Origin of the sequence: Nonomuraea sp. NPDC049152 (assembly GCF_040648355.1) — a bacterium.
Classification (GTDB): Bacteria; Actinomycetota; Actinomycetes; order Streptosporangiales; family Streptosporangiaceae; genus Nonomuraea.
Genome location: NZ_JBEZDO010000011.1, coordinates 236,506 through 261,017, shown reverse-complemented (window position 1 = coordinate 261,017; position 24,512 = coordinate 236,506). Strand labels below are relative to the sequence as shown.

Annotated in this window: 22 protein-coding genes, 2 tRNA genes and 1 pseudogene; 10 read left to right on the top strand and 15 right to left on the bottom strand. The window is 69.0% G+C overall.

From position 1 onward, the window contains the following. Window positions 1-111: 111 nt before the first annotated feature. The 4 genes and pseudogenes from AB0B45_RS22250 to AB0B45_RS22235 all read left to right on the top strand — a co-directional run. A complete protein-coding gene (locus tag AB0B45_RS22250) occupies window positions 112-462 on the top strand; it encodes a hypothetical protein (RefSeq protein ID WP_358133307.1) in 351 nt (116 codons plus the stop codon). A 26-nt stretch (window positions 463-488) separates the two neighbouring features. After that, a complete protein-coding gene (locus AB0B45_RS22245; RefSeq protein ID WP_358133304.1) occupies window positions 489-956 on the top strand; it encodes a hypothetical protein in 468 nt (155 codons plus the stop codon). Further along, window positions 953-1,366: a MazG-like family protein gene (locus tag AB0B45_RS22240; RefSeq protein ID WP_358133302.1), complete on the top strand. Its 414-nt coding sequence runs from the start codon at window positions 953-955 to the stop codon at window positions 1,364-1,366. Before AB0B45_RS22245 ends, AB0B45_RS22240 begins: the two co-directional genes overlap by 4 nt. Beyond that, a pseudogene (locus AB0B45_RS22235) lies at window positions 1,359-1,589 on the top strand (DUF5131 family protein); the annotation flags it as partial. The gene AB0B45_RS22240 and the pseudogene AB0B45_RS22235, both read left to right, overlap by 8 nt. A gap of 105 nt (window positions 1,590-1,694) precedes the next feature. On the opposite strand, the gene AB0B45_RS22230 reads toward AB0B45_RS22235, so the two are convergent. Together AB0B45_RS22230 and AB0B45_RS22225 are read right to left on the bottom strand one after the other, a co-directional pair. Beyond that, on the bottom strand, window positions 1,695-2,231 hold the full coding sequence (locus tag AB0B45_RS22230) for a GNAT family N-acetyltransferase (RefSeq protein WP_358133299.1): 537 nt from the start codon (window positions 2,229-2,231) through the stop codon (window positions 1,695-1,697). Window positions 2,232-2,384: 153 nt separating this feature from the next. After that, on the bottom strand, window positions 2,385-2,579 hold the full coding sequence (locus tag AB0B45_RS22225) for a hypothetical protein (protein WP_358133298.1): 195 nt from the start codon (window positions 2,577-2,579) through the stop codon (window positions 2,385-2,387). Between the two features lie 288 nt (window positions 2,580-2,867). On the opposite strand from AB0B45_RS22225, the gene AB0B45_RS22220 reads away from it, so the two are divergent. Genes AB0B45_RS22220 through AB0B45_RS22205 form a run of 4 tightly spaced genes read left to right on the top strand, consistent with a single transcriptional unit; the run spans window position 2,868 to window position 6,278 of the window. Further along, window positions 2,868-3,758, top strand: coding sequence for a bifunctional DNA primase/polymerase (locus AB0B45_RS22220; protein WP_358133295.1), 891 nt, complete (start codon window positions 2,868-2,870; stop codon window positions 3,756-3,758). Continuing rightward, entirely contained in the window at window positions 3,755-4,900 is a 1,146-nt protein-coding gene (locus AB0B45_RS22215; RefSeq protein ID WP_358133292.1) for an AAA family ATPase, read from the top strand. Before AB0B45_RS22220 ends, AB0B45_RS22215 begins: the two co-directional genes overlap by 4 nt. Next, the gene (locus tag AB0B45_RS22210; RefSeq protein ID WP_358133289.1) at window positions 4,897-5,118 is read left to right on the top strand and encodes a helix-turn-helix domain-containing protein; all 222 of its coding nucleotides are present in this window, start codon (window positions 4,897-4,899) and stop codon (window positions 5,116-5,118) included. Before AB0B45_RS22215 ends, AB0B45_RS22210 begins: the two co-directional genes overlap by 4 nt. Further along, window positions 5,118-6,278 carry a site-specific integrase gene (locus AB0B45_RS22205; RefSeq protein WP_358133286.1) on the top strand — a complete coding sequence of 387 codons (1,161 nt, stop codon included), beginning with the start codon at window positions 5,118-5,120 and terminating at the stop codon, window positions 6,276-6,278. Before AB0B45_RS22210 ends, AB0B45_RS22205 begins: the two co-directional genes overlap by 1 nt. Window positions 6,279-6,332: 54 nt before the next feature. Here the strand turns inward: AB0B45_RS22205 and AB0B45_RS22200 are convergent. The 8 genes from AB0B45_RS22200 to topA form a co-directional block, all read right to left on the bottom strand. Beyond that, a tRNA-Thr gene (locus AB0B45_RS22200) sits at window positions 6,333-6,409 on the bottom strand. A 55-nt stretch (window positions 6,410-6,464) separates the two neighbouring features. Then, window positions 6,465-7,991, bottom strand: a complete 1,527-nt coding sequence (locus tag AB0B45_RS22195) for an alpha/beta hydrolase (protein WP_358133283.1) — start codon at window positions 7,989-7,991, stop codon at window positions 6,465-6,467. Between the two features lie 203 nt (window positions 7,992-8,194). Further along, window positions 8,195-9,019, bottom strand: coding sequence for a regulatory iron-sulfur-containing complex subunit RicT (gene ricT / locus AB0B45_RS22190; protein ID WP_358133354.1), 825 nt, complete (start codon window positions 9,017-9,019; stop codon window positions 8,195-8,197). An 83-nt stretch (window positions 9,020-9,102) separates the two neighbouring features. Further along, window positions 9,103-9,750, bottom strand: a complete 648-nt coding sequence (locus AB0B45_RS22185) for a permease-like cell division protein FtsX (protein WP_358133280.1) — start codon at window positions 9,748-9,750, stop codon at window positions 9,103-9,105. After that, window positions 9,747-10,259: a sigma-70 family RNA polymerase sigma factor gene (locus AB0B45_RS22180; protein ID WP_358133277.1), complete on the bottom strand. Its 513-nt coding sequence runs from the start codon at window positions 10,257-10,259 to the stop codon at window positions 9,747-9,749. Before AB0B45_RS22180 ends, AB0B45_RS22185 begins: the two co-directional genes overlap by 4 nt. A 194-nt stretch (window positions 10,260-10,453) precedes the next feature. Next, complete coding sequence (locus AB0B45_RS22175; RefSeq protein WP_358133274.1) at window positions 10,454-11,629, bottom strand: DNA polymerase III subunit delta'; 1,176 nt, start codon at window positions 11,627-11,629, stop codon at window positions 10,454-10,456. 10 nt (window positions 11,630-11,639) lie between these two features. Further along, on the bottom strand, window positions 11,640-13,523 hold the full coding sequence (gene tmk / locus AB0B45_RS22170; protein ID WP_358133272.1) for a dTMP kinase: 1,884 nt from the start codon (window positions 13,521-13,523) through the stop codon (window positions 11,640-11,642). A 573-nt stretch (window positions 13,524-14,096) separates the two neighbouring features. Continuing rightward, window positions 14,097-16,757, bottom strand: a complete 2,661-nt coding sequence (gene topA / locus AB0B45_RS22165) for a type I DNA topoisomerase (RefSeq protein WP_358133269.1) — start codon at window positions 16,755-16,757, stop codon at window positions 14,097-14,099. A 177-nt stretch (window positions 16,758-16,934) separates the two neighbouring features. Between topA and AB0B45_RS22160 the strand changes: the two genes are divergently transcribed. Next, window positions 16,935-17,120 (top strand): DUF5703 family protein, encoded by a 186-nt coding sequence (locus AB0B45_RS22160; protein WP_354909235.1) that lies wholly within the window; start codon window positions 16,935-16,937, stop codon window positions 17,118-17,120. A 223-nt stretch (window positions 17,121-17,343) separates the two neighbouring features. Here the strand turns inward: AB0B45_RS22160 and AB0B45_RS22155 are convergent, their stop codons facing one another. From AB0B45_RS22155 to AB0B45_RS22145, 3 genes are all read right to left on the bottom strand, one after another. After that, window positions 17,344-19,299, bottom strand: coding sequence for a chaplin family protein (locus AB0B45_RS22155; protein WP_358133266.1), 1,956 nt, complete (start codon window positions 19,297-19,299; stop codon window positions 17,344-17,346). A gap of 184 nt (window positions 19,300-19,483) precedes the next feature. Continuing rightward, window positions 19,484-20,014, bottom strand: a complete 531-nt coding sequence (locus tag AB0B45_RS22150; RefSeq protein WP_358133263.1) for a hypothetical protein — start codon at window positions 20,012-20,014, stop codon at window positions 19,484-19,486. Between the two features lie 161 nt (window positions 20,015-20,175). Continuing rightward, entirely contained in the window at window positions 20,176-21,453 is a 1,278-nt protein-coding gene (locus tag AB0B45_RS22145) for a M20/M25/M40 family metallo-hydrolase (RefSeq protein ID WP_358133261.1), read from the bottom strand. A gap of 108 nt (window positions 21,454-21,561) precedes the next feature. Between AB0B45_RS22145 and AB0B45_RS22140 the strand changes: the two genes are divergently transcribed. Then, window positions 21,562-21,647, top strand: a tRNA-Leu gene (locus AB0B45_RS22140). 137 nt (window positions 21,648-21,784) lie between these two features. Here AB0B45_RS22140 and AB0B45_RS22135 read toward each other — a convergent pair. Both AB0B45_RS22135 and AB0B45_RS22130 read right to left on the bottom strand, forming a co-directional pair. Further along, the gene (locus tag AB0B45_RS22135; RefSeq protein WP_358133258.1) at window positions 21,785-22,156 is read right to left on the bottom strand and encodes an FtsK/SpoIIIE domain-containing protein; all 372 of its coding nucleotides are present in this window, start codon (window positions 22,154-22,156) and stop codon (window positions 21,785-21,787) included. A 202-nt stretch (window positions 22,157-22,358) separates the two neighbouring features. Beyond that, window positions 22,359-23,729, bottom strand: coding sequence for a hypothetical protein (locus AB0B45_RS22130; RefSeq protein ID WP_358133256.1), 1,371 nt, complete (start codon window positions 23,727-23,729; stop codon window positions 22,359-22,361). Between the last annotated feature and the right edge of the window lie 783 nt (window positions 23,730-24,512).

Below are 24,512 nucleotides of genomic sequence, written 5' to 3'. Positions count from 1 at the left end.
GCTACCGCTGCCGCTACCCCTCACACCCCTTCTGATCAGCCCGAATACCCGCAGGTAGCGGGTAGCGGGCCGCCTTCATCGTGCTCGAAAACCCCGTATCGGAGCCCTGCCGTGACCTTCCACGCCGCTACCGCTACCCCACCCCCCGCTACCCCGCTGAGTGATCTTCTGCCCCCGCTCGCGACCCTGCTGGCCGCCGCCGTCGGCGTGCTGCTGCTGTGCGCGCTCGGCTACACCGCCGCCTGTGCCGCTTCCCCGTTCGCCCGCTGTCGCCGCTGTGAGGGCGTCGGCAAGACCATCAAGCCCAACGGCCGCGTCAAGCGCTGGTGCCGCCACTGCAAAGGCACCGGCCTGCGACTGCGGACGGGCCGCCGCGCCTACAACTACCTGCGCCGTCTACGCCGCCAGGGCACCCGCCCCACCCGCGTCCGCACCACCCCACCCCGCCCATTCGGCAAGTGACTCAACCCCTGGAGAGGACACCGATCATGACCAGCACCACCCGCAACCGGCTCGTTCCCCTCACCGTCGGCCACCTCTCCCGCCGCGTCACCCGCGAGGAACTGCGGCGGATGAACCAGGCCGACGCCATCCGCTCCGCCCTAACCGCGACGGGCGCAGATGCCACCCGCGCCCGCCAGTGGCTACACCGCAGGGGCGTCACCGTAGCCCACTTCAACCACGCCGCGAAGAAGGTCCAGCCGCGCAAGAACATCGGCCTGCTGACCGAAGACGGCGTGGTCGACCTGATGGCCGTCGATCTGGTGGTCACCAGCCAGCGCCAGGTCCAGCTCACCCCGACCGAACGCCTCCTGGCCGCCACCCGCATCCTCGCTGCCGGTGGGGGCGTCGGCGATGTCGCCCAGCGCATGGGCGTCGAACACACCATCGCCCGCCGCCTGGTCAACCGCATCACCGCCGAACTCCCGGCCCCGCTTCAGGAGGAAGCCGCGTGACCACCCCGCCCGCCACCATCCCCACCGAACCGGTCCCCACCGCCACCACCGCACCGGAAGCGACCGGATCGAGCCCCACCTTGTGGGGACACATCGCATTGGCCCTCACCTGGCTGGATGCCGCCAACCCCCGCACCGACCACGAGACGGCAATGCGTCTGATGAAGGTGTCTGAGGAATGCGGGGAAGCCGTCGCCGCCTACATCGGCATGACCGGCCAGAACCCCCGCAAAGGCTTCACCCACACCCTGGATGACCTGTCCGGAGAGTTGTGCGACGTGGCCATCTCCGCCCTGGTCGCGCTGGCCACCCTGACCGGCGATGCCCACACCGCCGAAACCCACCTCACCGCCCACCTGTCACGCCGCTACCCGCGCCTGGTGACCCTTCTGGAGAACGCCCATGTCTGAGCACAGCTCCATCGAATGGACCGACACCACGTGGAACCCGGTGACTGGCTGCACCAAGGTCTCCCCGGGATGTGACCACTGCTACGCCGAGACCTTCGCCGAGCGGTGGCGTGGCATCCCCGGCCACCCGTTCGAGAACGGGTTCGACATCACTCTGAGGCCGGAGCGGCTCGACCAGCCGTTCCGCTGGGCCAAGCCGCGCAAGGTGTTCGTCAACTCGATGTCCGACCTTTCTGGCGGGTCGACGATCTTTAACTTTCTATCTCCGCAGGTCGCAGCCACAGCATGTGGTCGTTTCCGTGCGCGACATGCGTTGCGGACGGGGAGTTCAAAGGGCCTCGTTCTTGAGCAGGGAGCCAAACCACGCGTCCACCCGAGTTCCTCGGTGAAAGAGCCGCTTCCGGAGCGTGGCCTCCACGGTGAAGCCTGCCTTCTCTGCGACTCGGCGAGACGCCAGGTTGCCTACTTCAGCGCGCCACTCGATCAGTTCCAGGCTGTGGGTGCGGAAGGCCCATCGACACACAGCTCGCACCGCGTCGGTCGCAACGCCACGTTTGCGGGTTTTCGGATCAACCCAGTATCCGATCTCGGCCGTGCCCGGCGTACCCAGCCACAGACCGACGCGGCCCAGGCGTTCTCCCGTGGACGCCTCCTCAGCGAGGAACTCCAGACGCTGTCCGCTCTGTCCGCCGGCGATGGCCAGCTGCTCGACGAAGAACGCCGCGTTTTCCATGCGGTAGGGCGACGGCAACTCCACGAAGTGCTGCAACGCTGGATCCAGGGACACCTCATAGACCCACGGAATGTCGTCCAGCGTAAATGGCCGCAGGGTAAGCCATCCCGCTTTGATCACGTCTCGCTCCATAGAGTGATCTTCATTGATTGGCCTAAGGCCGCGCAATGCGTTAACCGTCGAGCCGTCCGAGGTGGGGACCTGCGGGCAAGCGGTGTCCGCAAGGTGACCTCAGCGCCGCAGCTCACCGGTGCCGGCCATGGATAGGTCCGGAGCCGCAGCCGATCAAGGGCGGGTGCGGTTGAGCTGGTTCATCAGTCGCCGGTTCGTCTCGCGGGCGGCGGCGAGTTCCTCCTCGCGTTCTTCCAGGAGCCGCCGAAGGTCCAGGACGGTCTGTTTCTGGGCCTCCAGCTCGTCTTGGAGGGCGGCGGTGCTGGTAGGGGCGCCGAGCCCGCTGCGGTCGAAGACCTGTTGGCCCAAGAGTTCGGAGAGCCGGTCTTCCAGGTCGCTGACGCGCTGGGCGAGTCTGCGGTTCTGCTGGTGCAGATTCGCGTTCTCGGCCAGGACGGATCCACCAGCGCGGCGCCGTCACCTTCGTCGACCGGCGCGGCCAGAGCTGGAACGGCATGGAGAAGCTGGCCCCGGCCGACGCGGTGCGGATGCGCCGCGTCGGCAAGAAGGCCGCCGGACGCGAGCTGGACGGCCGCACCTGGGACAACTTCCCCGGAGTGGCGGCATGAGCGCCTACAGCCCCGGAAAGGACGCCGCATGAACGACTGCACCCGCTACGCCCTGGCCGCCGCCGCGCGCGGCTGGCATGTCTTCCCGCTCGTCCCCGGCGACAAGGTGCCGCTCAAGGACTGGGCGTGGAAGGAGCGCAACACCACCGATCCCGAGGTCATCGCCCGATTTTGGGCGCGTCAGCCGTACAACGTCGGCGTTGCCACCGGCCCTTCGGGGCTGGTGGTGGTGGACCTCGACACCCCGAAGGAGGGCGAGACCCGCCCGCCGGCATGGGACCTGCCCGGCATCAACGACGGCGCCGACGTATTCGCCGCCCTCTGCGAGCGCGCCGGACAACCGCTACCGCTGGAGACCTTCACCGTCAGAACCAGGCGCGGCGGCACCCACCTGTACTACACCGCCCCGGACGGGATCACGCTCGGCAACACCCAGGGCGCCCGCGGCGGGCTCGGCTGGCTGATCGACACCCGCGCGACCGGCGGGTACGTCGTCGGCCCCGGCAGCTTCGTCGACCTCGACGACGGCACCGGCACCTACGAGGTAGTTCACGCCGCACCGGCCGCGCCGCTGCCCGGATGGCTGGCCGACCTGCTGCGCCCCGCCCCGCTCCCGCCCCAACGCCCCGTGACCATCACGCTGGCCACCGACCGGCACGGCAACTACCTGCGCGCCGCCGTCGCGCGCGAGGTGGACCGGGTGACCGCCTCCCCGCCGAACGGCCACAACAACGCCCTGTACTGCGCCGCCGTGGCGCTCGGGCAGCTCGTGGCCGGTGGCGAACTGCCCGAAGCCGACGTAACCGGATGGCTGGCCGACGCCGCCGCCAGCGTCGGTCAGACCTACGGCGAAGCCACCCGCACCATCGCGTCAGGGCTGCGCGCCGGTGCCCGTCGCCCGCGAACGGTCGCCGCATGACCAGCGAGCGCCCCTCTCACCTGCGCCTGGTCTCCGGTGATGCCGTCCACGCCCCCGGCGACCAGCCGGGCGCGACGGTGCCGTTCCGCACCTCGTGGACCGCCGACGAACTGATGGCCATGACCTTCCCCGAGACCAAGTGGGCCGTGCCCGGCGTCATCGCCGAGGGGCTCAGCCTGCTGGCCGGACCGCCCAAGGTCGGCAAGTCATGGCTTGCCCTGGCCACCGCCATCGCAGTGGCCGCCGGGACCAAGGCGTTCGGAACCATCGACGTGGAGCCCGGCCCAGTGCTCTACCTGGCCCTGGAGGACACCCCGCGTCGACTCCAGAACCGCATGGCCAAGATCCTGCGCGGCGCTCCTGCACCGGCTCAGCTCACGCTGGCCACCTCCTGCCCGACCTTGCCTACCGGCGGAGCGGAGCACATCGCGCGCTGGCTGGAGCGCAACGTCGGCGCCCGCCTGGTCGTCATCGACGTGTTCGCCAAGGTGCGCGGCACCACCCCGCCCGGCCTGTCGGCCTATGACGCCGACTACGCCGCCATGGGCCACGCCAAGCGCCTGGCCGACACCTTCGGCGTGGCCGTCGTGCTCGTGCACCACGTCCGCAAGATGGGCTCAGACGACTTCCTGGAGCAGGTCTCCGGCACCAACGGCCTGGCCGGTGCCGCCGACTCCACGTTGGTCCTCAAGCGCGCCCGAGGGACCGCAGACGGCGTGCTCCACATCACCGGCAGGGACGTGGAAGAGGCCGAACACGCCCTGTCCTTCCACCACGACACCGGGACCTGGCACCTGCTCGACGGCCCCGCCGACGAACACGCACTGTCGGCCACCCGTGCCGCCATCGTCCGCCACCTGCGCCAGCACGCGGCCAGCCAGCCCCGCGACATCGCCGAAGCCGTTGGCATCTCCCGCGACACCGTCAAGAAGACCTGCGCCCGCATGGCCGCCGACGGCCAGCTCTGCGCCGACGCTGCCGGACGCTACCGACTGCCGGGGACAGACCCCACAGGAAGTGTCCCCGCTGTCCCCGCTGTCCCCGAACCGCCTCTGACCAGCACCGACGCTGCCGATTTCCGGGGACAGCCCTCCCTGCCGGGTGTCCCCGCTGTCCCCGGTGAGGAGAACCACCCGTCATGACCACCCACGCACCGGAAGCACTACAGCTCAGCGATGTCCAGCTCTTCTGCGTCCGGGACGCAGAGCGCCTGCTACGCCTGAGCCGGTCCGTCATCTACGAACAGGTCCGCGCAGGCCGCCTGCAATCGGTCAAGCAGGGCCGCGCCCGGCGGTTCACCGCCGACGGCATCCGCGAATACATCGCCCTCCTGACGAAGGAAGCAGAGGAAGCAGCCTAATGACCAAACGACGCAGTAGAGGGGACGGCGGTCTCCGCTGGGACGAGAGCCGCCAGCGCTGGGTCGCCACGCTGACGGTCGGCTACACGCCCGCCGGAAAGCGCATCGTGAAGAAGGGAACCGGCAAGACCAAGACCGAAGCCAAGGACAAGCTCAGAGAGATCATTAGGGACTACGAGGACGGTCTCACACTCGCGAAGGGCGACGTCACCGTAGAGCAGGCCGTGAACGACTGGCTCAAGTACGAGCTGAGCCGCCGGGACAAGGCCACCTACGAAGCAGGTCAGATCATGTGCCGCGTGCACGTCATCCCCGCCCTGGGCAAGCGGAAGCTCCGCGAACTCAGTGCACAGGATGTGGACAAGTGGCTCTCGGGGAAGGCCAAGACGCTGAGCACGAGCACGCTCCGGCTGATCAGGTCGTACTTGAACAGGTCCGTCAGACGCGCGATGGCTCGCGACCTGGTCAAGCGGAACGTGGTGGACCTCTGCTCTGTTCCTCGCGGCAAGGATGGCCGCCCGTCCAAGGCGCTCACGCTGGCTCAGGCGGAAGCCGTACTCAGAGCTGCTGAGGGGACCCGGATGTACGGCTACCTGGTCGTGGCCCTGCTCACAGGAGCGCGCACCGAGGAACTCAGGGCTCTGACATGGGATCACGTGGACCTGAAGGGGAGTCCGGAAGCAGAGCCCGTGGTTCCACCGTACGTGGCCGTGTGGCGGTCAGTGAGGACCGGAGGAGACACCAAGACTCCGAAGTCCCGTCGAACGCTGGCGCTTCCGCAACGTGCTGTGGACGCGCTGAAGGCCCAGAAGACCCAGCAAGAGGAGGACAAGGAGACCGCCGGGGAACGCTGGCAGGATCACGGCCTGGTGTTCGCCTCGACCGTGGGCACGCCGCTCGACTCCCACAACGTGCGCCGCGCCTTCCGGCTGATCATCGCCAAGACCGATCTTGACCCGAAGCAGTGGACGCCGCGAGAGCTTCGGCACAGCTTCGTGTCCCTGCTCTCAGACCAGGGCATCCCGCTTGACGAGATCTCCCGCTTGGTCGGCCATCGCAGTACGGCAGTGACCGAGCTGGTTTACCGCTTGCAGATCAGGCCGGTACTCCAAGAGGGTGCGACCGCCATGGATAGGATCTTCAAGAGTCCGGGGGCTTAGGCACCCAGTTAGACACCCAGAAGCCCCCTGAGATCACTCAGGGGGCTTCTGACCTGGAGCCGCCTTCGGGATTCGAACCCGAGACCCCTTCATTACGAGTGAAGTGCTCTGGCCGACTGAGCTAAGGCGGCGCGCCATACAACGCGATGAAGTCTACAGGAGCCCAAGGGGTTCTCGCGCCTCCCTTCAGTCGATCTCGGGACACCTGGTGTCCCGCGTCGGCGCGCGGCCGGTCAGCAGGTACGTGTCCACGAGCCCGTCCACGCACGCCGAGCCGTTCAGGTAAGCCGTGTGACCGTCGCCGTCGAAGCTCGCCAGCACGCCGGACTCCAGCTGGGCGGCCAGCGAGCGCGCCCACGGGTACGGCGTGGCAGGATCGCGGGTGGTGCCCACCACGAGGATCGGGGGCGCGCCCGACGCCTTCAGCCGTCCGAGCGGCGTGGTGGAGGGGACGGGCCAGAAGGCGCAGGGCAGCGAGCTCCACATGATGAACGCGCCGAAGCCCGGCACCTCGCGCTCCGACTTCGCGGCGGCCTTGGCGAAGTCGGCGGTCGTGCGGGGGTAGGGGCTGTCGGCACAGTTGATGGCCATGTTGGCCTCGGTCTGGTTGGTGTAGGTGCCGTCCTCGGCGCGGCCGACGAGCTGGTCGGCGCTTCGCAGCAGCAGCCCGCCGTCGCCGTTCGCCGCCTCGTGGAGCGCGTCGGACAGCAGCGGCCACGTGCCGCGATCGTACAGCGGGGTCAGCGCGCCCAGCGTGGCCAGCGCCTCCGTGACGTCGCGCCCGTCACCGCGCAGGGGTTTGCCGTCCGTACGGCGAAGCAGCCCCGCGAGCTCGGCCATGGCGCCGTCGACCGTACGGCTCTTCAGAAGGCAGTCGGGGGCGGCGACGCAGTCCTCGGCGTAGGCCTTGAACGCGTCGGAGAAGCCCTTCGCCTGCCCCTCGTTCAGCTGGACCCGGTTCAGAGCGGGGTCGATGCCGCCGTCGAGGACGAGCGCGCGCACGCGGTGGGGGAAGAGCTCGGCGTAGTGCGCTCCCAAGTACGTTCCGTAGGACTTCCCCAGATAGGTGAGCCGGTCGTCGCCGAGCGCGGCGCGCAGCACGTCGAGGTCGCGGGCGGCGTTCGCGGTGCCGAGGTGCGGAAGGAGGCGGCCCGAGAGTGCCTGGCAGCCGCGGGCGAACTCGCGGGAGCCCGCTTCGAGCGCGGCCAGCTCGGCCTTGGTGTCCGGGGTGGCATCGAGGGAGAGGAAGGCGTCGAGCCCGGCGTCGCTCAGGCAGTCGACGGGTGCCGACTCGCCGACTCCCCGCGGGTCGAAGCCGACCACGTCGAACCTGGCTCGCACCTGGGGGCTGAGGACCAGGCGGGCGGCTCTGCCGTAGTCGATGCCCGACCCCCCGGGGCCGCCCGGGTTGATCACGATGGAGCCGAGGCGGTCGTCGGTCGCGGGCAGCCTGATCACGCTGATGGCCAGCTGCTCGGCGCCCGGCTTGGTGTAGTCGAGAGGCACGGCGAGCTTGGCGCACTCGAACCCGTCGCCGCAGTCGTCCCAGGCGAGCTCCTGCTTGTAGGGGTCAGGGGAGGGCGTCGTGGTGTGAGTACCGCATGCGGCCACCAGCAGGCTCAACCCGAGCCCGATGGCGAACCCGCGCCCTCGGCCCATCACACCCTCTCCTGACCGCTCCCTGTGCCCCCACGAGCCGGTCGCAAGGCGCACGGGAGATGTCCAAGAGCCGATACCCGTGAGCCACCGGCGAAACGCCGACCGCTACCTTCGTGCGGAAGACCCCCAGGAGCGGGGACTCTCGCCACCCCCCTGCGGGAGACGAGCCGGTGCCCGTGAAAGGCCGGTCGCCTCCACCACGCGGTCGCGTTCGTGCGACGTCCGCCGACCAGTGGGAACAGCCCTGGGGACGATCGTCAGTCGCCACCTCCATACGTCGAGTCGTACGCCTTGCGCGGACCGCACACGCTGGCCTTCGAGCACGAGCACCGGCGCCCACCGTCGTTCAGCCGCACCACCACCGAATCGGACGGCACGTTGTGCCCCACCACGGTCCCCGGCCCCTCAGGCGTGTCCACGGCCACCCCGACCCGCGGCGCCGAAGCGCGGTACTCCTGGTACAAGGGGTGCTCGTACTTCAGGCAGCACATCAACCGCCCGCATGCCCCCGCGATGCGCAGCGGGTTGACCGGCAGGTCCTGGTCCTTGGCCATCCGCACCGAGACCGGCTCGAAGTCCTTCAAAAACGTCGCGCAGCACAGATCACGCCCGCAGGGCCCGATCCCGCCCTGCAGCCTCGCCTCGTCGCGCGGCCCGATCTGCCGCAGCTCCACCCTGGCCCGCAGGTTGCGCGCCAGGTCACGGACCAACGCCCTGAAGTCGACCCGGTGGGGAGCCGAGAAGTAGACCGTGTAGATGTTCTCCTTGTCGAGATAGTCGACACCCACCACCTTCATCGGCAGCGTGTGGCGCTTGATGAGCCGCTTGGAGACGCTGCGGGCCTCGGCACGCCGCCGCTTGTTGGTCTCGTCGCGTGACAGGTGCTCCTCACCCGCGAGACCCTCGCACACCGGCAGGCCGTCGATGTCCTCGCTGGAGTACTGCGGCGCCCACACGCATTCGGCGACCTCCGACCCGGAATCGGTGGGAACCAGCACCTTGTCGCCCACTTTGGGGCTGTGCCCACCTGGATCGAGGTAGTAGAGCCTTCCGTAGCGGGTGAAGCTCACGGCCATGATCATTCCCATGGGCTCGCGCTCGCCTCCTGACGGCCTCGGGGATTGCTTACCGGCCTTCCTTCCCACCCTACGAGAGGCGCCAACGCTTAGGGGGCTCGGCAGAGCTCCTTGTCGGCGCCGGACAGGAACGACACCGCCCGACGGAACCACGACGAGGACTGCAGCGCGTAGCACCCCTGTTTGATGACCATCGAGACGCCCTCGATTTCTGTCGCCGCTTCGACCAGCGCGTCCCAATCGGTGCCAGGCCGCAACCGCAGCCGGAAGGACTCGGGCATGTCGTCGACAACCACCACCTGGGCGAGGTCGCGTCGCGAGCGCCGGAACTCCGCGAAGGCCTCCTCCTGGCTCTCGAACCGGATCTCCTCCACCTGAGGCATCGCCTGGAGCGTTCGCTGGACGGCGTTGCGGTCGACGGGCGCGGCTCCCTTGCACGCGGGGAACGGCGATTCAGGTTTGCACAGGTACACCGACACGTCGGACACCCCGTCATCGAGCGCGGTCAACGATACGCCCGCCGCCAGCACCAGGCGCTGCTCCTGACGTTCGGCAGGCCACAGCGCCACGGCGGCGACGACGCCGGCGAGCGTCACCGCGATGGCCATGAAACGCACGTCGACCCGCCACCTCCTTCGCCTGGCCGGCGCATGCAGCGGCCTGATCGTCTCCGGCGCGACCGTCGCGGCCGCGGCGCTGAGAGCGTCATGCAGGCGATCCTCCATCGGACTGTTCACGCGTGCTCCCCAAGCGCTCGGGCCAGGGCGGCGAGCCCCCTGGCGATCGTGGACCTCGCGGTGCTCCCGCTGATCCCCATGGCGTCAGCCACCTCCTGATCGGACAGATCGAAGTAGTAACGCAGCGTCAGCGCCTCGCGCCGCCGCCGCGGCAGCGCGCGCAGCGCCACCAGAACCTCTTTGCGGTCCTCGCCGACCAGCGCGGCGCTCTCCGCCGACCAGACCGGCGGCTCGTACGGCACCGCCCGCCGGAACACGGTCGCCCTTCTCCGCAACACCGACCTGCACCCGTTGAGCACGGCGGAGCGCACGTACGTCAGCGCCCGATCAGGGTCCCGCAGCCGATCCCTTCCCGCGTGAGTGCGCGCGAACGCCTCCTGCACGACGTCCTCGGCCGTCGCCTGGTCGCCGACCATGATCAGGGCAAGCCGTACGAGGCCCAGGTGGTGTTCGGCGAAGATGGCCGCCACATCCACGAGCTCCCCGCGCGGGAGCGATTCGACTTTCACATCACAGAGACGTTCGGGGACGGCGTCTGCTGCTCGAGTCACCCGCCGAGTTTCTCGCGAGCTCTCCAAGATCCGCGCGAGTTCTCCGAGCCTCTGGGCTCTCCGACTCCCCGGGGACTCTCCTTAGTCACCGGCGAGTCTCCAGGGGCGGCATGCTGCTCAGGTCGACTGCCGAGCAGCAGCCCCGGACTCGGTCAGGGGCGGCGCAGGCCCAACATCATCGCCTCGACGGCGATCTGCGGGTTCACGTTCGCCGCCAGCCTCTCCCTGCACTGCATGATCGCGTCGATCCGCCGCAGGCTCTCCTCCGGCGTCGACGTCCTCGCCAGCGCGTCGAGGTGGAAGCGATGATCCTCGTTGGCCAGCTCCACAGGGGCACCGAGCTGGACCGCCAGCACGTCCCTGTAGTACGACACCAGCTCCAGCAGCGCGACGTCCAGCGAGTCGCGCTTCACCCTCGTCGCCCGCGACTTCTGCCGGTCCTCCAGCTCCTTCAGCGCCCCCGCCCCGCCCCGCACGAGCCCCCTGTTGAGCCCCTTGCCCGACGACCCCTCGCCGTAGAGCTTCCTGAGCTCCGCGGTCTCGGTCTCGTTGAGCGCCGCGGTCGCCGCGGCCGCCTCCTCCTCGGCGGTCTTCACCAGCCGCTCGGCGGCCGTGATGCACTCGCCGACCCCGCCGAGCGACCGGGGGATCGACAGTACGGCCTCGCGGCGCTGCCGTACTCCCTCGTCGAGGGCCAGCGCCCGCGCACGGGACAGGTCACCCTGCGACGCCCGCGCGGCGAACTCGGCCATCTCCCACGGCACGCTCTCACGCGTGGCCAGCACGTGGGCGACGGCGGCGCCCGAAGGCGTGACGAGGCCGACCACCCTGCACCTCGACCTGATCGTGATGATCATGTCGTCGGGGGCGGGCGCGCACAGCAGCCACACCGTCCGCGGCGGCGGCTCCTCGATGGCCTTGAGCAGCGCGTTGGCCGCCGATTCCGTGACCCTGTCGGCGTTCTCGAACAGGATCACCCGCCAGCGGCCCTGAGTCGGGGCGCCCGCGGCGCGCAGGATGAGCTCGCGGGTCTGCTTGACGCTGTAGGACAGGCCCTCGGGCTTGACCGCCTCCAGATCGGGATGCGAGCCGATCATCACCTGGTGGCACTGATCGCAGTGGCCGCACCCGCCCGACGGGCACAGCAGCGCGGCGGCGAAGGCGCGGGCCGCGTCCTCCTTGCCGGAACCGGGCGGCCCGGTGAACAGCCAGGCATGCGTCATGCCCGCGCCGCGCCCGCCCGCGACCGCCTCGGCGGCGGCGAGAGCGGCTCGCGAGAGTACGGCAGCAGCCTGCTCCTGGCCCACCAGGTCGTCGAAGACGCTCACCGGGACAAGGTTAGTCGCGGATGGCGGGCATCGTGCCGGTGATGTCCTCGGACTCGCTCGGCACCGGGTCGGGAAGGATCTCCCGCACCCTGTCCTGCACCGTCCTGCTGATGTCGTCCAGCGGCAGCGTGCCGTCGACCACGAGGTAGCGCTCGGGAGCCGCAGCCGCGAGCGTGCGGAACTCCTTGCGCACCCTCTCGTGGAACTCCATCGGCTCCGACTCGATACGGTCGGCCGCACCGCCCAGCCTGGTCAGCCCGACCGAAGGCGGGGTGTCGATCAGCACGGTCAGGTGCGGCACCAGCCTGCTGGTCGCCCAGGCGTTGACCTCGGCCACGTCGGCGGGGTCGAGCGCCCTGCCCGCCCCCTGGTAGGCGAGTGAGGAGTCGACATAGCGGTCGGTGATCACCAGTGCCCCCCTCTCCAGCGCCGGCCTGATCACCTTCTCCACGTGCTCGGCCCTGTCGGCGGCGTACATCAGCGCCTCCGCCCTGGGCGACAGCCCCTTCTCCGCCGCGTCGAGCAGGATCGCGCGCAGCCGCATGCCGACCTTGGTCGAGCCGGGCTCCCTCGTCTGCACGACGTCGAATCCCTGGTCGCGCAGCCAGATCGCCAGCAGCCTCGACTGCGTGGTCTTGCCCGAACCCTCTCCGCCCTCAAAAGCGATGAACACCCCAGGCACTTCTTCCACATCCCCCGATGTGTAGCGCTCGCCACGCAGCGCGGCGAGCATGTCCTCCGAGAGTGGCACGCCCTTCCTGTCGTCCACCCGGCGCAACGCCAGAGCGCCGACCACCATCATCAGGCCGCCCATGGCGAGCAGGGCCAGCATGGCGCCACCGGCGAGGCCTGCCGCCGGAGCGACCACGGCGGCCGCGAGCAGCAGCGAGACCTTGGCGACGGGTTCCACGAACGAGCCGTCGAGGACCTCCATGCCGACCCGCCACGCCACGCCCGCGCACAGGCCGAGCACCACGGTGAGCATGACGACCACGGACTGGTCGCGGACGAGCGCGATCACCACCAGCGCCGCGGCCACCGCGACGACCGAAGCGCCGAACAGCCGCAGCCGCGACAGCTGCGTCAGCACCCGGGGACCGAAGAACAGCCCGGCCGCGACACCGACGCACAGCGCGCCGAACACCACTCCGTAGGCCACCGCGCCGCCCAGCACGCTGACGCCGATGAGCGCGCCACCCGCGGCGGCCGTGGCCAGCAGGCCCGCGCGCACCCCGCGCGCCACCCCGTCGCGGCCCGAGGCTCGCCAGCCTTCGAGCACCGAGGGCGTCGAGGCCGCGACACCGCGCCTGGGCAGGCCGCGAAGCGTGAAGACCAGCGCGGCCGACAGCAGGTAGGCGAGCGCGCCCCCCGCGACCATCCACTGCCCCGCCGTCGTCAGTACGGTGAACAGCAGCGCGGCGACGGGCGCCGTGCCGTACGTCACGAGGACGCCGAACCTGGTGGCCTCCTCCTGCCGCTCCTTGGGCACCAGCGCGGGCACCGTGGCGTCCCTCGCGGGCCCCCAGAAGAGAGTCGCGCACTCGATCAGGAAGGCCGCGGCCACCACCCACTGGTAGAGGCCGATCAGCGGCACCGAGACCACCAGCACGAACCTGGCCAGGTCGGCGACGAACATGGTCAGCCGCCGGTCGAGCCTGACGGTGAGCGGGCCCGCCAGCGGGCCGAACAGGAGCGCGGGCAGCAGCTTGGCGAGGAACACCCCGCCGACGGCCGCCGCCTGTGCCTGGTAGCCGCTGGCGGCGGTGAGCTGCGCGGCCAGCGCGCTCAGTGCGAGAAGGGTGAGCCAGTCCCCCAGGCTGCTCGCGGACATGGCCATCCACAGCCTGCGGAAAGGGGAGATGTCCAGCACGTGGGCCGGTCTGCGGATGGTCATGGTGTCAGGGTATCCAGGGGGGTTGAGGGCAGGAGTCTGATATGCCCGGCTGTTCGTGGCCTGAGGGTAATACCTGTGAACTCGTCACGGAGGCAAGTTGCACCAGGGAGATCTCACCGTACGGGCCCACCGGCAACAGCGGTATCCCTTGCCCCGCCTGCCCGTGAGTACTCCAGCCCTGTGCGCACCGGCAGACGCTCCTCCGAGAGAAGCCGACCGGACACATCGGCCCTTCCCACCGGCACGGAGCACGGCGCGAACGACCGCAACCCCATGACCGGAGAAAGCGGAGAGCGCGTGGCTGTCGGCGGGCGTTCTGTGGGTGAAGCGGACGAGATGCGGCCGTCGGCGGCGACGGCGGCTTGATCGGAAGAGCGCGACGCACCCGAGGTCACCGGCGTGTGGGAGGGAGGGCCGGAGGGCCGCGGGATCGTCATCACCGGTGGGTGGGAGGTAGGTCGTCCTGACACCACGAGCCGGGCACGGCGGGTGCCGTGCCCGGCTGGGAGCATCCTGATGACCGGCTGCCAGATCACCCCGTCAGCTTACGGTCCGTGACCGACGATTCACCGGTCACGATTTGGCGGCAGGCTTCTTCCGCGTCGTCGTGGTCGCCTTCTTGGCGGGCGCCTTCTTCGGCGCGGGAGCGCGCTCACGCCGCTCGGCCAGCAGCTCGGCGGCCCGCTCGATGGTGATGTCCTCGACCGTGTCGCCCTTGCGGAGCGAGGCGTTGGTCTCCCCATCGGTGACGTAGGGCCCGAACCGCCCCTCCTTGACCACGACAGGCTTCTTGGAGTTGGGGTCCTCACCCAGCTCACGCAGCGGCGCGGCGGCAGCCGTACGGCGACCGCGCTGCTTGGGCTGCGCGAACAGCTCCTTGGCCTGCTCGATCGTGATCGTGAGCAGCTCCTCCTCCGACCCGATCGACCGCGAGTCGGTGCCCTTCTTGATGTAGGGCCCGAACTTGCCGTTCTGCGCGGTGACCTCCTCGCCGTCGATCGCGCCGACCACGCGCGGGATCGACAGCAGCTTGAGCGCGTCGTCCAGCGTGATCGTGTCCAGCGACATCGACTTGAACAGCGAGCTGGTGCGCGGCTTGGGCGCGTCGGCCTTCTTCGTGCGCTTCTTCGGCTCGTCGGGGGCGGCCTCGGGCAGGATCTCCGTCACGTACGGCCCGAAGCGGCCGTCCTTGGCGACGATCAGGTGCCCGGTCACCGGGTCGCGGCCCAGCTCGCGGTCGCCCGTCGGCCTGGCGAACAGTTCCTCCGCCTTCTGCGCGGTCAGCTCGTCGGGCGTCATGTCCTCGGGGATGTTGACGCGGACGCCTTCGCGGTCGAGGTAGGGGCCGTAGCGGCCCACCCTGATCACGATGTCGCTGCCCCTGATCGGGAAGGAGCTGATCTCCTTGGCGTCGATCTCGCCGAGGTCGGTGACCATCTCCTTCAGTCCCTCGTCGCCATCGTGGCCGAAGTAGAAGCGCTGCAGCTCAGGAACGCGCTCGGCCCTGTCGTTGGCGATGTCGTCGAGGACCTTCTCCATCTCGGCGGTGAAGTCGTAGTCGACGAGGTTGCCGAAGTGCTGCTCCAGCAGGTTGACCACGGCGAAGGCCAGGAACGAGGGCACCAGCGCGGTGCCCTTCTTGAACACATAGCCCCTGTCGAGGATCGTGCCAATGATCGACGCGTACGTCGAAGGACGGCCGATCTCCCGATCCTCCAGCTCCTTGACCAGCGACGCCTCGGTGTAGCGGGCGGGCGGCTTGGTCGAGTGGCCGGAGACGTCGAGCCTGGCCAGCCCGAGCGCGTCGCCCTCCTCCAGGTTCGGCAGGCGCTTCTCGGAGTCGTCGCGGTCGGTCGACGGGTCGTCCGCGCTCTCGACGTAGGCCTTCAGGAAGCCGTAGAAGGTGATCGTGCGGCCGGTCGCGGTGAACTCCGCGCCCCCGCCCGCCACCTTGACGGTGACCGACTCGCCGACCGCGTCCTTCATCTGGGAGGCGACGGTCCGCTGCCAGATCAGCTCGTACAGGCGGAACATGTCGCCGCTCAGCCCGGTCTCGCCCGGCGTACGGAACTCCTCGCCCGAAGGACGGATCGCCTCGTGCGCCTCCTGGGCGTTCTTCACCTTGCTGGTGTAGACGCGCGGCTTGTCGGGCACGTACGCCGAGCCGTACAGCTTGATGGCCTGCGACCTGGCGGCCGCGACGGCCGTCTCCGACAGCGTGATGCTGTCGGTACGCATATAGGTGATGAAGCCGTTCTCGTACAGCCGCTGCGCCACCTGCATCGTGTACTTCGCGGAGAAGCCCAGCTTCCTGCTGGCCTCCTGCTGCAGCGTGGTCGTCCTGAACGGCGCGTACGGCTTACGGGTGTACGGCTTGCGCTCCACCGACTGGACGGCGAACGACGCGGTGCGCAGTCGTCCTGCCAGCTCGGCGGCGGCCTGCTCGGACAGGTGGAGCACGTTGGCGTTCTTCAGCTGCCCGTCGGGCCCGAAGTCGCGGCCCTGCGCCACGCGCTTGCCGTCGACGCCGGTCAGCGTGGCGGTGAAGTCGCGCGGCGTCTCCTCCGGCTTGTTCGAGTCGAACAGCGCGGAAAGGTCCCAGTAGTGGGCGGCGGTGAACGCCATCCGGTCGCGCTCGCGCTCCACCACCAGGCGCGTCGCCACCGACTGCACGCGGCCTGCGGAAAGGCGCGGCTTGACCTTCTTCCACAGCACGGGGCTGACCTCGTAGCCGTAGAGGCGGTCGAGGATGCGGCGGGTCTCCTGCGCGTCGACGAGCCGCAGGTTGAGGTCGCGCGGGTTCGCCACCGCGTCACGGATCGCCTGCGGGGTGATCTCGTGGAAGACCATGCGGTGCACGGGCACCTTCGGCTTGAGCACCTCGCGCAGGTGCCACGCGATGGCCTCGCCCTCGCGGTCCTCGTCAGTGGCGAGGTACAGCTCGTCGGCGTCCTTCAGCAGCTGCTTCAGCTTGCTGACCTGAGCCTTCTTGTCGGGATTGACGACGTACAGCGGCTCGAATTCGTGATCGACGTTGACGCCGAGGCGTGCCCAGGCCTCCCCCTTGAACTTCTCGGGGATGTCATCTGCCTTCTCCGGCAGGTCGCGGATATGGCCGATGCTCGATTCGACGATGTAACCGCGCCCAAGGTAGCCCGCGATCGTCTTCGCCTTGGCCGGCGACTCGACGATCACCAGGCGATTTCCGCCGGCGCTGCCGTTGTTGGCTGGCACGCTGCTTCCTACCTCGCTGTTCGCTTGCTTATCCCCCTGCCGGGAGCGGGCACAGATCTGAAAGGTAACCCGTGTCGGGAGATTTTCCTTCCCCGGGGGTCACCGTCTCACTCAAGGACGCAGAATAAGGCCGAGTGAGTGCCGTTGCTCCCTAACTCACCCTGGAGACTAATCGCTGTGCTGGCCTACTCCTACATGGATGTCTATATCCCACGCGACACTTCACGCGAAGCCGCACGTCAACTGCTGACCGAACACGCCGAATACGGACAGTGGGAGCTCGCCAGAGTGCGGCTGCACCCCGATGGCAGCCGACACGTACGGCTCCGCCGCAAGGTTATCCGGGTCCGAAGCACCTTGTGACATGGCTTTGCCCGTCCCAGGGCCGCGCCCCCCAGAACGGGCAAAGCGTCTTTGCCTTTGCCCGTTCATGTCTCGACGAGAGCGGACAAAGTGTCATGTGTGTCCCACCAGGGACAACAGTCTTTGCCCGCCCCTGGCTGGGAGCGGGCAGAGGTTCCTGTGGCGCCGTGCTCACCCGCAGGATGCGGGTGGCGGGTTAGCTAGTTCTTGCCCAACGGGCTAGCTACTTCTTGCCAAAACGGACACGGCGGGTGGTCGCGAACAGCGTGGCCGAGGCGGCGAACATGGCACCCACGACCAGCGCGAGCAGCGAGTTGGAGTTCATGCCCGTGACGCCGGACGGCTGGGCGGCGCTCATCAGGCCCAGGTCGCCGACGGGCAGGGCGCCGGTGGCGGACCCGACCGCCCCACCGACCGGGGTGGAGGCGACCAGCGAGCTCGCCGGGCCGAGCGCGGAGGCGGGGTTGTCGGCGGCAGCGACCTTGCCCTGGTGCTGAGCGGGCGTGGTGGGCTGTCCGGGCAGGCCGGGCAGACCCGGCAGCTCGGGCAGGCCGAGCGTGCCGGCCAGGTCGCCCACCAGCGGAAGGTCGGGCAGGCCCGCGCCGCCCATCTGGTGGGTGACGTTACCCACATCCTTCAGGCCGGCCATGGCGGGCACGACGGGAAGGGCGGGGAGCAGACCGCTGGCCTTGGCGCCGGCGAACTTGCCGCTGGTGCGCGTCCACTGGTCGTAGCCGCCGGGGTGCTCGTCGACCGGCTTGCCGACCCTGGAGCCACCGAGGCACCCTGCCGCGGCGTCGCCAAGGACGGCCACCGCGTTGCCGCAGACGTTGATGGGAGCGGTGATCGGCGCGACCACCTGGTTGCCCGCGAGGACACCGGACCTGCCGGAGGTGGTGTTGCCGCCCCCGCCCACGCCGTCCCTCGGAGAGACGGACGCGCCGCCCTTGCAGTGGGCCTCGGCCAGGCCCAGCGCCGCCACGGCGTTGCCGCAGGCGTTGATCGGCGCGGTGATCGGGGCCACGACCTGGTTGCCCGAGCCGACGCCCGACCTGCCGGACGTGGTGTTGCCGCCCGCGCCCCTGCCGCCGTTCTTCACCGACACGCCGCCCTTGCAGCCTGCGAAGGCCTGGCCGAAGACGCCGGCCGCGTTGCCGCAGACGTTGATGGGAGCGGTGATCGGCGCGATCACCTGGTTGCCGGACAGCACGCCCGACCGGCCCGAGGTCCTGTTGCCGCCCGCGCCGCTGCCAGCCGCGGTGTTCTCGACCGAGCTGCCGCCCTTGCATCCGGCGGGAGCGTTGCCGACCGCGTTGCCGCAGGCGGTGATGGGCAGGCTGATCGGGGCGATCACCTGGTTGCCGCTGCCGGCGCTGAAGCGCCCGTCGGTGTCGTTACCCGAGGAGCCTGGACGCCCGGGGGTGCTGTGGTAGCCGTGACCCGGCCCGCCCGGCCCGTTGGTGACGCTGGAACCGCCCTTGCAGCCCGAGAACGCCTCGCCGAAGACGGCGACCGCGTTGCCGCAGATGTTGATCGGGCCGCTGATCGGCGCGATCACCTGGTTGCCGCCGAGCGCGGAACTCCTGCCCGAGGTGGTGTTGCCACCGGCGCCGACGCCGGTGTTCCGCACCGACGCGCCGCCCCTGCAGCCCGCGGTCGCGTCGCCGAAGATGGCCAGCGCGTTGCCGCAGGCGTTGATCGGGGCGGTGATCGGCGCGGTGACCTGGTTGCCGCCGAGGATGCTGTTGTCGCCGGAGGTCCTGTTGCCGCCCGCGCCGCCCTTGCCGACGTTCTTGACCGAGGCGCCGCCCTTGCAGCCCGCCTGGGAGCTGCCGAACAGCGACAGTGCGTTGCCACAGGCGTTGACCGGCGCGCTGATCGGCGCGTTGACCTGGTTGCCGCCCAGGATGCTGCTGTTGCCTGACGTCTTGTTGGGGATGCCGCCGTTGCCGACGTTCTCGACCGACGCGCCGCCCTCGGAGGTCGCGGTCGACTCTCCGGCCGCGCCGATCGAGTTGCCGCTGATGTCGACGGGAAGCGAGATCGGCAGGTTGACCTGGTTGCCGCCACCGATGGAGTTGTCTCCGGAGGTGTCGGCGACGGCGGTGCCGCCGCCGAAGGACATGACCGCTACCGCGAGCAGAGCCGCGGGAGACGAAGCCTTGGCCCACGTACGCATATCAATGCTCCTTGTGGTTCTTGGGGGGATGTACCTGACAGTTCGCGGCCAGCAGAGGACGAGCGAGGTCGACGGGACGACCGCGCACAGCGGAGACCTCAGGGAATTCGCGAACCAGATCTGACGGGTGAAATCACACGCTCAGCGGAGGGGACTCGGCCCACACTCCTGCTCTTGAGCGGATTCAGTCAGGTGAGAAAGAAGGGTCGTCCGCCGCTGTGCGGAAGACCGGGGGCAGCACGCACGCCAGGGGGGCGCGCTGAGCCGTCTCGCGCGGCTCGAAGAACGACCGCGCGATGTCCCCCATGCCGGGCCCGAACGGGCCGTTGCCACCGCTGTTGGGGGCCAAGCCGTTGGCGCCCATGCTCTTGCCCGCGGTGGAAGGTGCGGGGAAGCCGGGCTTCGACTGGCTGGTCAGCCCGTCGACCTCGGCTCCGGCCATTGCCTCGGTGTTGTCCATCACCAAGGAGGCGCCGCCTGCCGTGGGGAATCCGGCGACGGCCTGAGAGGTGTCGGCTCCTGTCGCCGCGGTGGTCTCCGCAGCCGCCGGAGCGGCTGAGAGCAGCCCGAAGAGCATGGCGAGCAGCCAACCGGCGACCAGCAGGCCGCCTACTGTCAGCGCTCGTGCGATGACCGAGCGGGCGCCGGCCGCGAACCGCGCCATCCGGGCGGCCCGATCGGTGATCGCACGCTCTCCGGAAACAGCCACGGGCACGCGCCGAGCAGGGAGGGCATGCGCCCTCCGCTGCCGCACCGGCATGCGTGCCACGTGACCTCCCGAGCTCCAGAACCGACCTCACGTGTGAGGCCAGTCCGTGGACTCACCCCTCAACGGTCCGTAACCGTAGCAGCACCCAAGGTGGTCGCAAGAGCTTTTCAGGAGAGTCCAAGGAATCGGTCAAGCACCCTTACCCCAAACCGGAGCGAATCGACCGGCACCCGCTCGTCCACCCCATGGAACATCCCAGAGAAGTCCAGGTCGGCCGGCAGCCTCAGCGGCGCGAAGCCGTACCCGGTGATACCCAGCCTGCTGAAAGCCTTCAGGTCCGTGCCGCCCGAGAGCGTGTACGGCACCGCCTTCGCGCCGGGGTCCTCCGCGACCAGCGCCTCGGCCATCGCCGACACCAGCGGCCCCTCGAACGGGAACTCCAGCGCCACCTGGTGCTGCACGAACTCCCTCGACACGTTCGGACCGAGCAGTTCGTCGATCGTGGCGAAGAACTCCTCCTCGAACCCGGGCAGGAACCGCCCGTCCACCACGGCCTCCGCGCTCTGCGGGATCACGTTGGCCTTGTAGCCGCCCTGGAGCATCGTCGGGTTGGCGGTGTTGCGGAGCACCGCGCCGATCATCCGGGCGAGCGGGCCCAGCTTGTCGACGTCGTCGGGGCCGATCTCCAGCTCCTCCAGGAGGCGCTTCACGGTCGGCGTCAGCCGTACAGGCCAGTCATGGCGACCGACGCGCGCGACCGCCTCGGCGAGCTCGGTGACGGCGTTGTCGGCGTTGAGCATCGAGCCGTGGCCCGCGCGGCCCTTGGCCTTCAGCCGCATCCACGCCATGCCCTTCTCCGCGGCCTCGATGAGGTACAGCCGCCTGTCGTCGCCGAGCGACACGCTGAACCCGCCGACCTCGCCGATCGCCTCCGTGACGCCCTCGAACAGCCCCGCGTGGTTGTTCACCAGCCAGTTGGCCCCGTAGGCGCCACCCGCCTCCTCGTCGGCGGTGAACAGCAGCACCACGTCGCGCGGCGGCCTGCGCCGCTCCCGCACGCGCTGCCTGGCCACGGCCAGGATCATCGCGTCCATGTCCTTCATGTCGACGGCGCCCCTGCCCCAGACGCAGCCGTCCGCGATCTCACCCGACAGCGGGTGGTGCCGCCAGTCGCCCGCGTCGAACGGCACGACGTCCAGATGCCCGTGGAGCAGCAGCGCGCCCCTGCCGGGATCCTCGCCCTCGATGCGGGCGATCACGTTGGCCCTGCGGTCGTCGCTCTCGAGGATCCGCGCCTCCAGGCCCACCTCGGTGAGCTTCCCGGCCACGTACTCCGCGGCCTGCCTCTCGCCCGGACCGGCATTGTCGCCGGCGTTCCTCGTATCGATGCGGATCAGGTCGCGGCAGAGGTCGACGACCTCGTCTTCGCCGGTGAGCTCGATCATGCGGACTCCTTCGATCAGGTCTCGAGGAATCACGGTATGACGCACCCCGAAGAGTTTGCTAACCTTACTGAGCCGACGCGGGATGACGGTCCCGCGTGCAGGCACCAAGTCCGGGTGGCGGAATAGGCAGACGCGCTAGCTTGAGGTGCTAGTGCCCTTTGCGGGGCATGGGGGTTCAAGTCCCCCCTCGGACACAGACCCGTACCCCATATGGTCCTGGTTGCTGGAAACAGCGACCAGGACTTTGTGTTGTGAGGGGTGGTAGACCAGCTCCAGGCCGAGGTGCGTGTAGATCTTTGCCTAGCGGGTTCGGTCGGCTCTCCCCAGAACCTCAACGAGACTGCCCAGTTCGCGCAGGGATGCGGCCAGGCCGTCGCGATCCAAGGATCGGGGCTGAGCGAGTGAACAGCTCACGGCCGAACGACAGCTCCATCAGCTTGGGGTCGAGCGCCCAGATCTCCACCGGGCCCGCTTGCATGGCGGGGAGGAGCCCGCGGATGGTGTCCCAGAGGAACGAGCTCTTGCCCGCCCCAGTGGCGCCCGCGATCAGGATGTGCCCGCCAAGGATCTTGAGCTTTAACCGTTGACCGTCCTCGCGCTTGCCGATCTCCACAGGCCCGATCGAGGGTTCGCCAGGGATGGGGAGCGCTGGGATCGGAGCGGCCAGCGCGATCGCGACGAGCACCAGGCGGTCAGTGACCAAGGTGGAAGTCTGATCGTCCCGTCACCATCACCCCAGGACAAGCCCAGCAGACCCGCTTCCCTGACGGGTGGGATGACGGTGACCGGAAGATCAGGGCAGGGGAGCCGTCCGGAGCGGACTTTTCAAGCTCCGGGACATGTGCCGTATCCCCGGACACCATCAGCGCTGTGTTCTCCTGCCGAGACGATTCGCTTCTCCGGCCTTACCAGTGAAAGGCCCTGACACGGGCTGCCGCCGGGATCGCCCAGGTGTGCAGGTGTCCGGCGAGCCGCAGCAACGGCCCAGCCATCAGATAGGCGCCCACGGCGAGGCCGTAACCGAGGTAGATCCACTGGCCAACGGTCAGGGGCTTGATACCCGCGACGAATGGATACCACAGTGCGCTGAACTCCGGCGTGTAGAAGCAGATCGGAGCCTCGTAGTGGCCGGCCCCGTCGGGCCAGCAAACCTTGGGGACGTCAACGTCTCCGAACACCGCCCCGTTGAGCCCAACCCAAATCGACAGCCCGAGCACCACGACTGTGACGAGGTCGGCCAGAGCCGAGGCATCCGACTGGTAGCAGCGTACGGCTAGCGCGAACGCCGCGGGAACCGCCGCGAACAGCAGGTACCGCGGCCCCCAGAACGATGAACCGCTCCACGACCAGTACATCCCGTAGAGCAGGAGCAGACCGATCACGAACGCCAGCCATAGATCGTAGAGCTGCCGTCCGGCGGCCAGGTGGCGCAGGCGCTGCCTGACGGGCAGGAACAGTCCGGGCGCGAAGAAGAGGAGGCCTTTACCGAAGGAGAAGATCAGCGACAGAACCCCGAAGAAGATCGGATAGCTGAGGCCTGGCAGGCCTGAGTACGGCATGATCGTGCGGCGCCCCTGGTTGTCGGCCTCATAGCCGGTCGCGAACGGACTGCCACGCCGCAGCCATGCCTCCGCCATCACCAGCGCGACCGCCGCGCACACCGCCAGTACCCAGCGCAGTCGCCGGACGTCCCAGATCCACTTGGCGGTCATCAGGGCCATCGCGGGTAGGGCGGCGGGGGTGCTGGCGACCCCGACGGCGACCGTGAGCCATCCCGACCACGTTTTGCCCCCGAGGAGCGCAACGGTTCCGATGAGAACGAGGATCGCGGTGAAGACCTCGCCGTTGTATCCCAGCTGGTGGTGGGCGAACATCGACGCGAAGACCAGCAGCAGGATGAACCGTCGTAGGAGCGGCCGGGGCAGCCGGTCACGCAGCGCGAACCAGACGAACGCCACTCCCCCCATGAGTAGAAGGGGGTTGTAGCGCAGCGTCCACCAACTCGGCGACTCTACGAGTTTCCCGATCAGCCAGAGCGGCGTCGAGATCAGCGGCCCGACCATCGAGTATTTCTCTTCCGGCACCGTCCCCTGTGTGAGTAGAGCCGTCAGCTGGAAGTAGCGGATCGAGCCGTCACCCCAATCCAAACGGGGCAAGAGAAAGAGCATGCCGGCGAACCCTGCGATGATCAAACCTGTCTCAAACCTGGCGGCCAGGCGATTGTCTTCCTTGGCAGGCTCGTGGACTTTTGGACACTCTTCAACCCTGATGCTCACGCTTCAAGACCATGACTGGTGGCCGCTCAAGAGAATGCCAAAGACACGGCCCGGCATCATCACAAGGCGGCTGGTAACAGGATGGAGCCGGTTTGAACCCGCAGTTCGAGCACCCTGCGATGAGCTATGAAGCGGTACAAGAGCGTCGGATGATGAGAGCCCACGTTCGGTGGAGGACGGCGGCTCAACTAGCGGCACCCTCGGAATGCGCCCCTGAGCCGACCGCGCAGAGCCAGTTCATAGAGAGATGCCATTCTTCTTGCCGTCCGGATCCAAACGCCGAACGGCGAAGGGCCCCGCCTCCGGTTCCAGAGGCGGGGCCCTGCGTGATTCTTAGTCCGGCCAGCGGGACGGAAGGCCTAGCCGGTTACTCATAGGTATTTCATGACTCGGCCGGGAATGGGGCCCACCATGGGCGGGCTTGCTCGAGGTCGGGAATCTGATAGCTGGGTGGGAACTGACCCCACCATGGGCGTATCTGCTCGAGGCCGGGCATTTGAGGGTCGGTTGGGAACGGGCCCCACCATGGGCGCCCCTGCTCGAGGCCGGGCATGTGATGGCCGGGCTTGTCATCACCAGGCTTGTGATCACCAGACTTCGGATGGCAGGTCTTGTCATGGCCGGGCTTGTGATCATCATGCTCCGGATAGCCGGGCTTGTGATGGCCGGGCTTGCAGGACTTGGTGGGCTTCGGAGTCGGTGTGATCGTCGGTGACGGCGTCGGGCTCGCCGTGGGCGACACGGTGGGCGACGGGCTCGCCGTGGGCGACACGGTAGGCGACG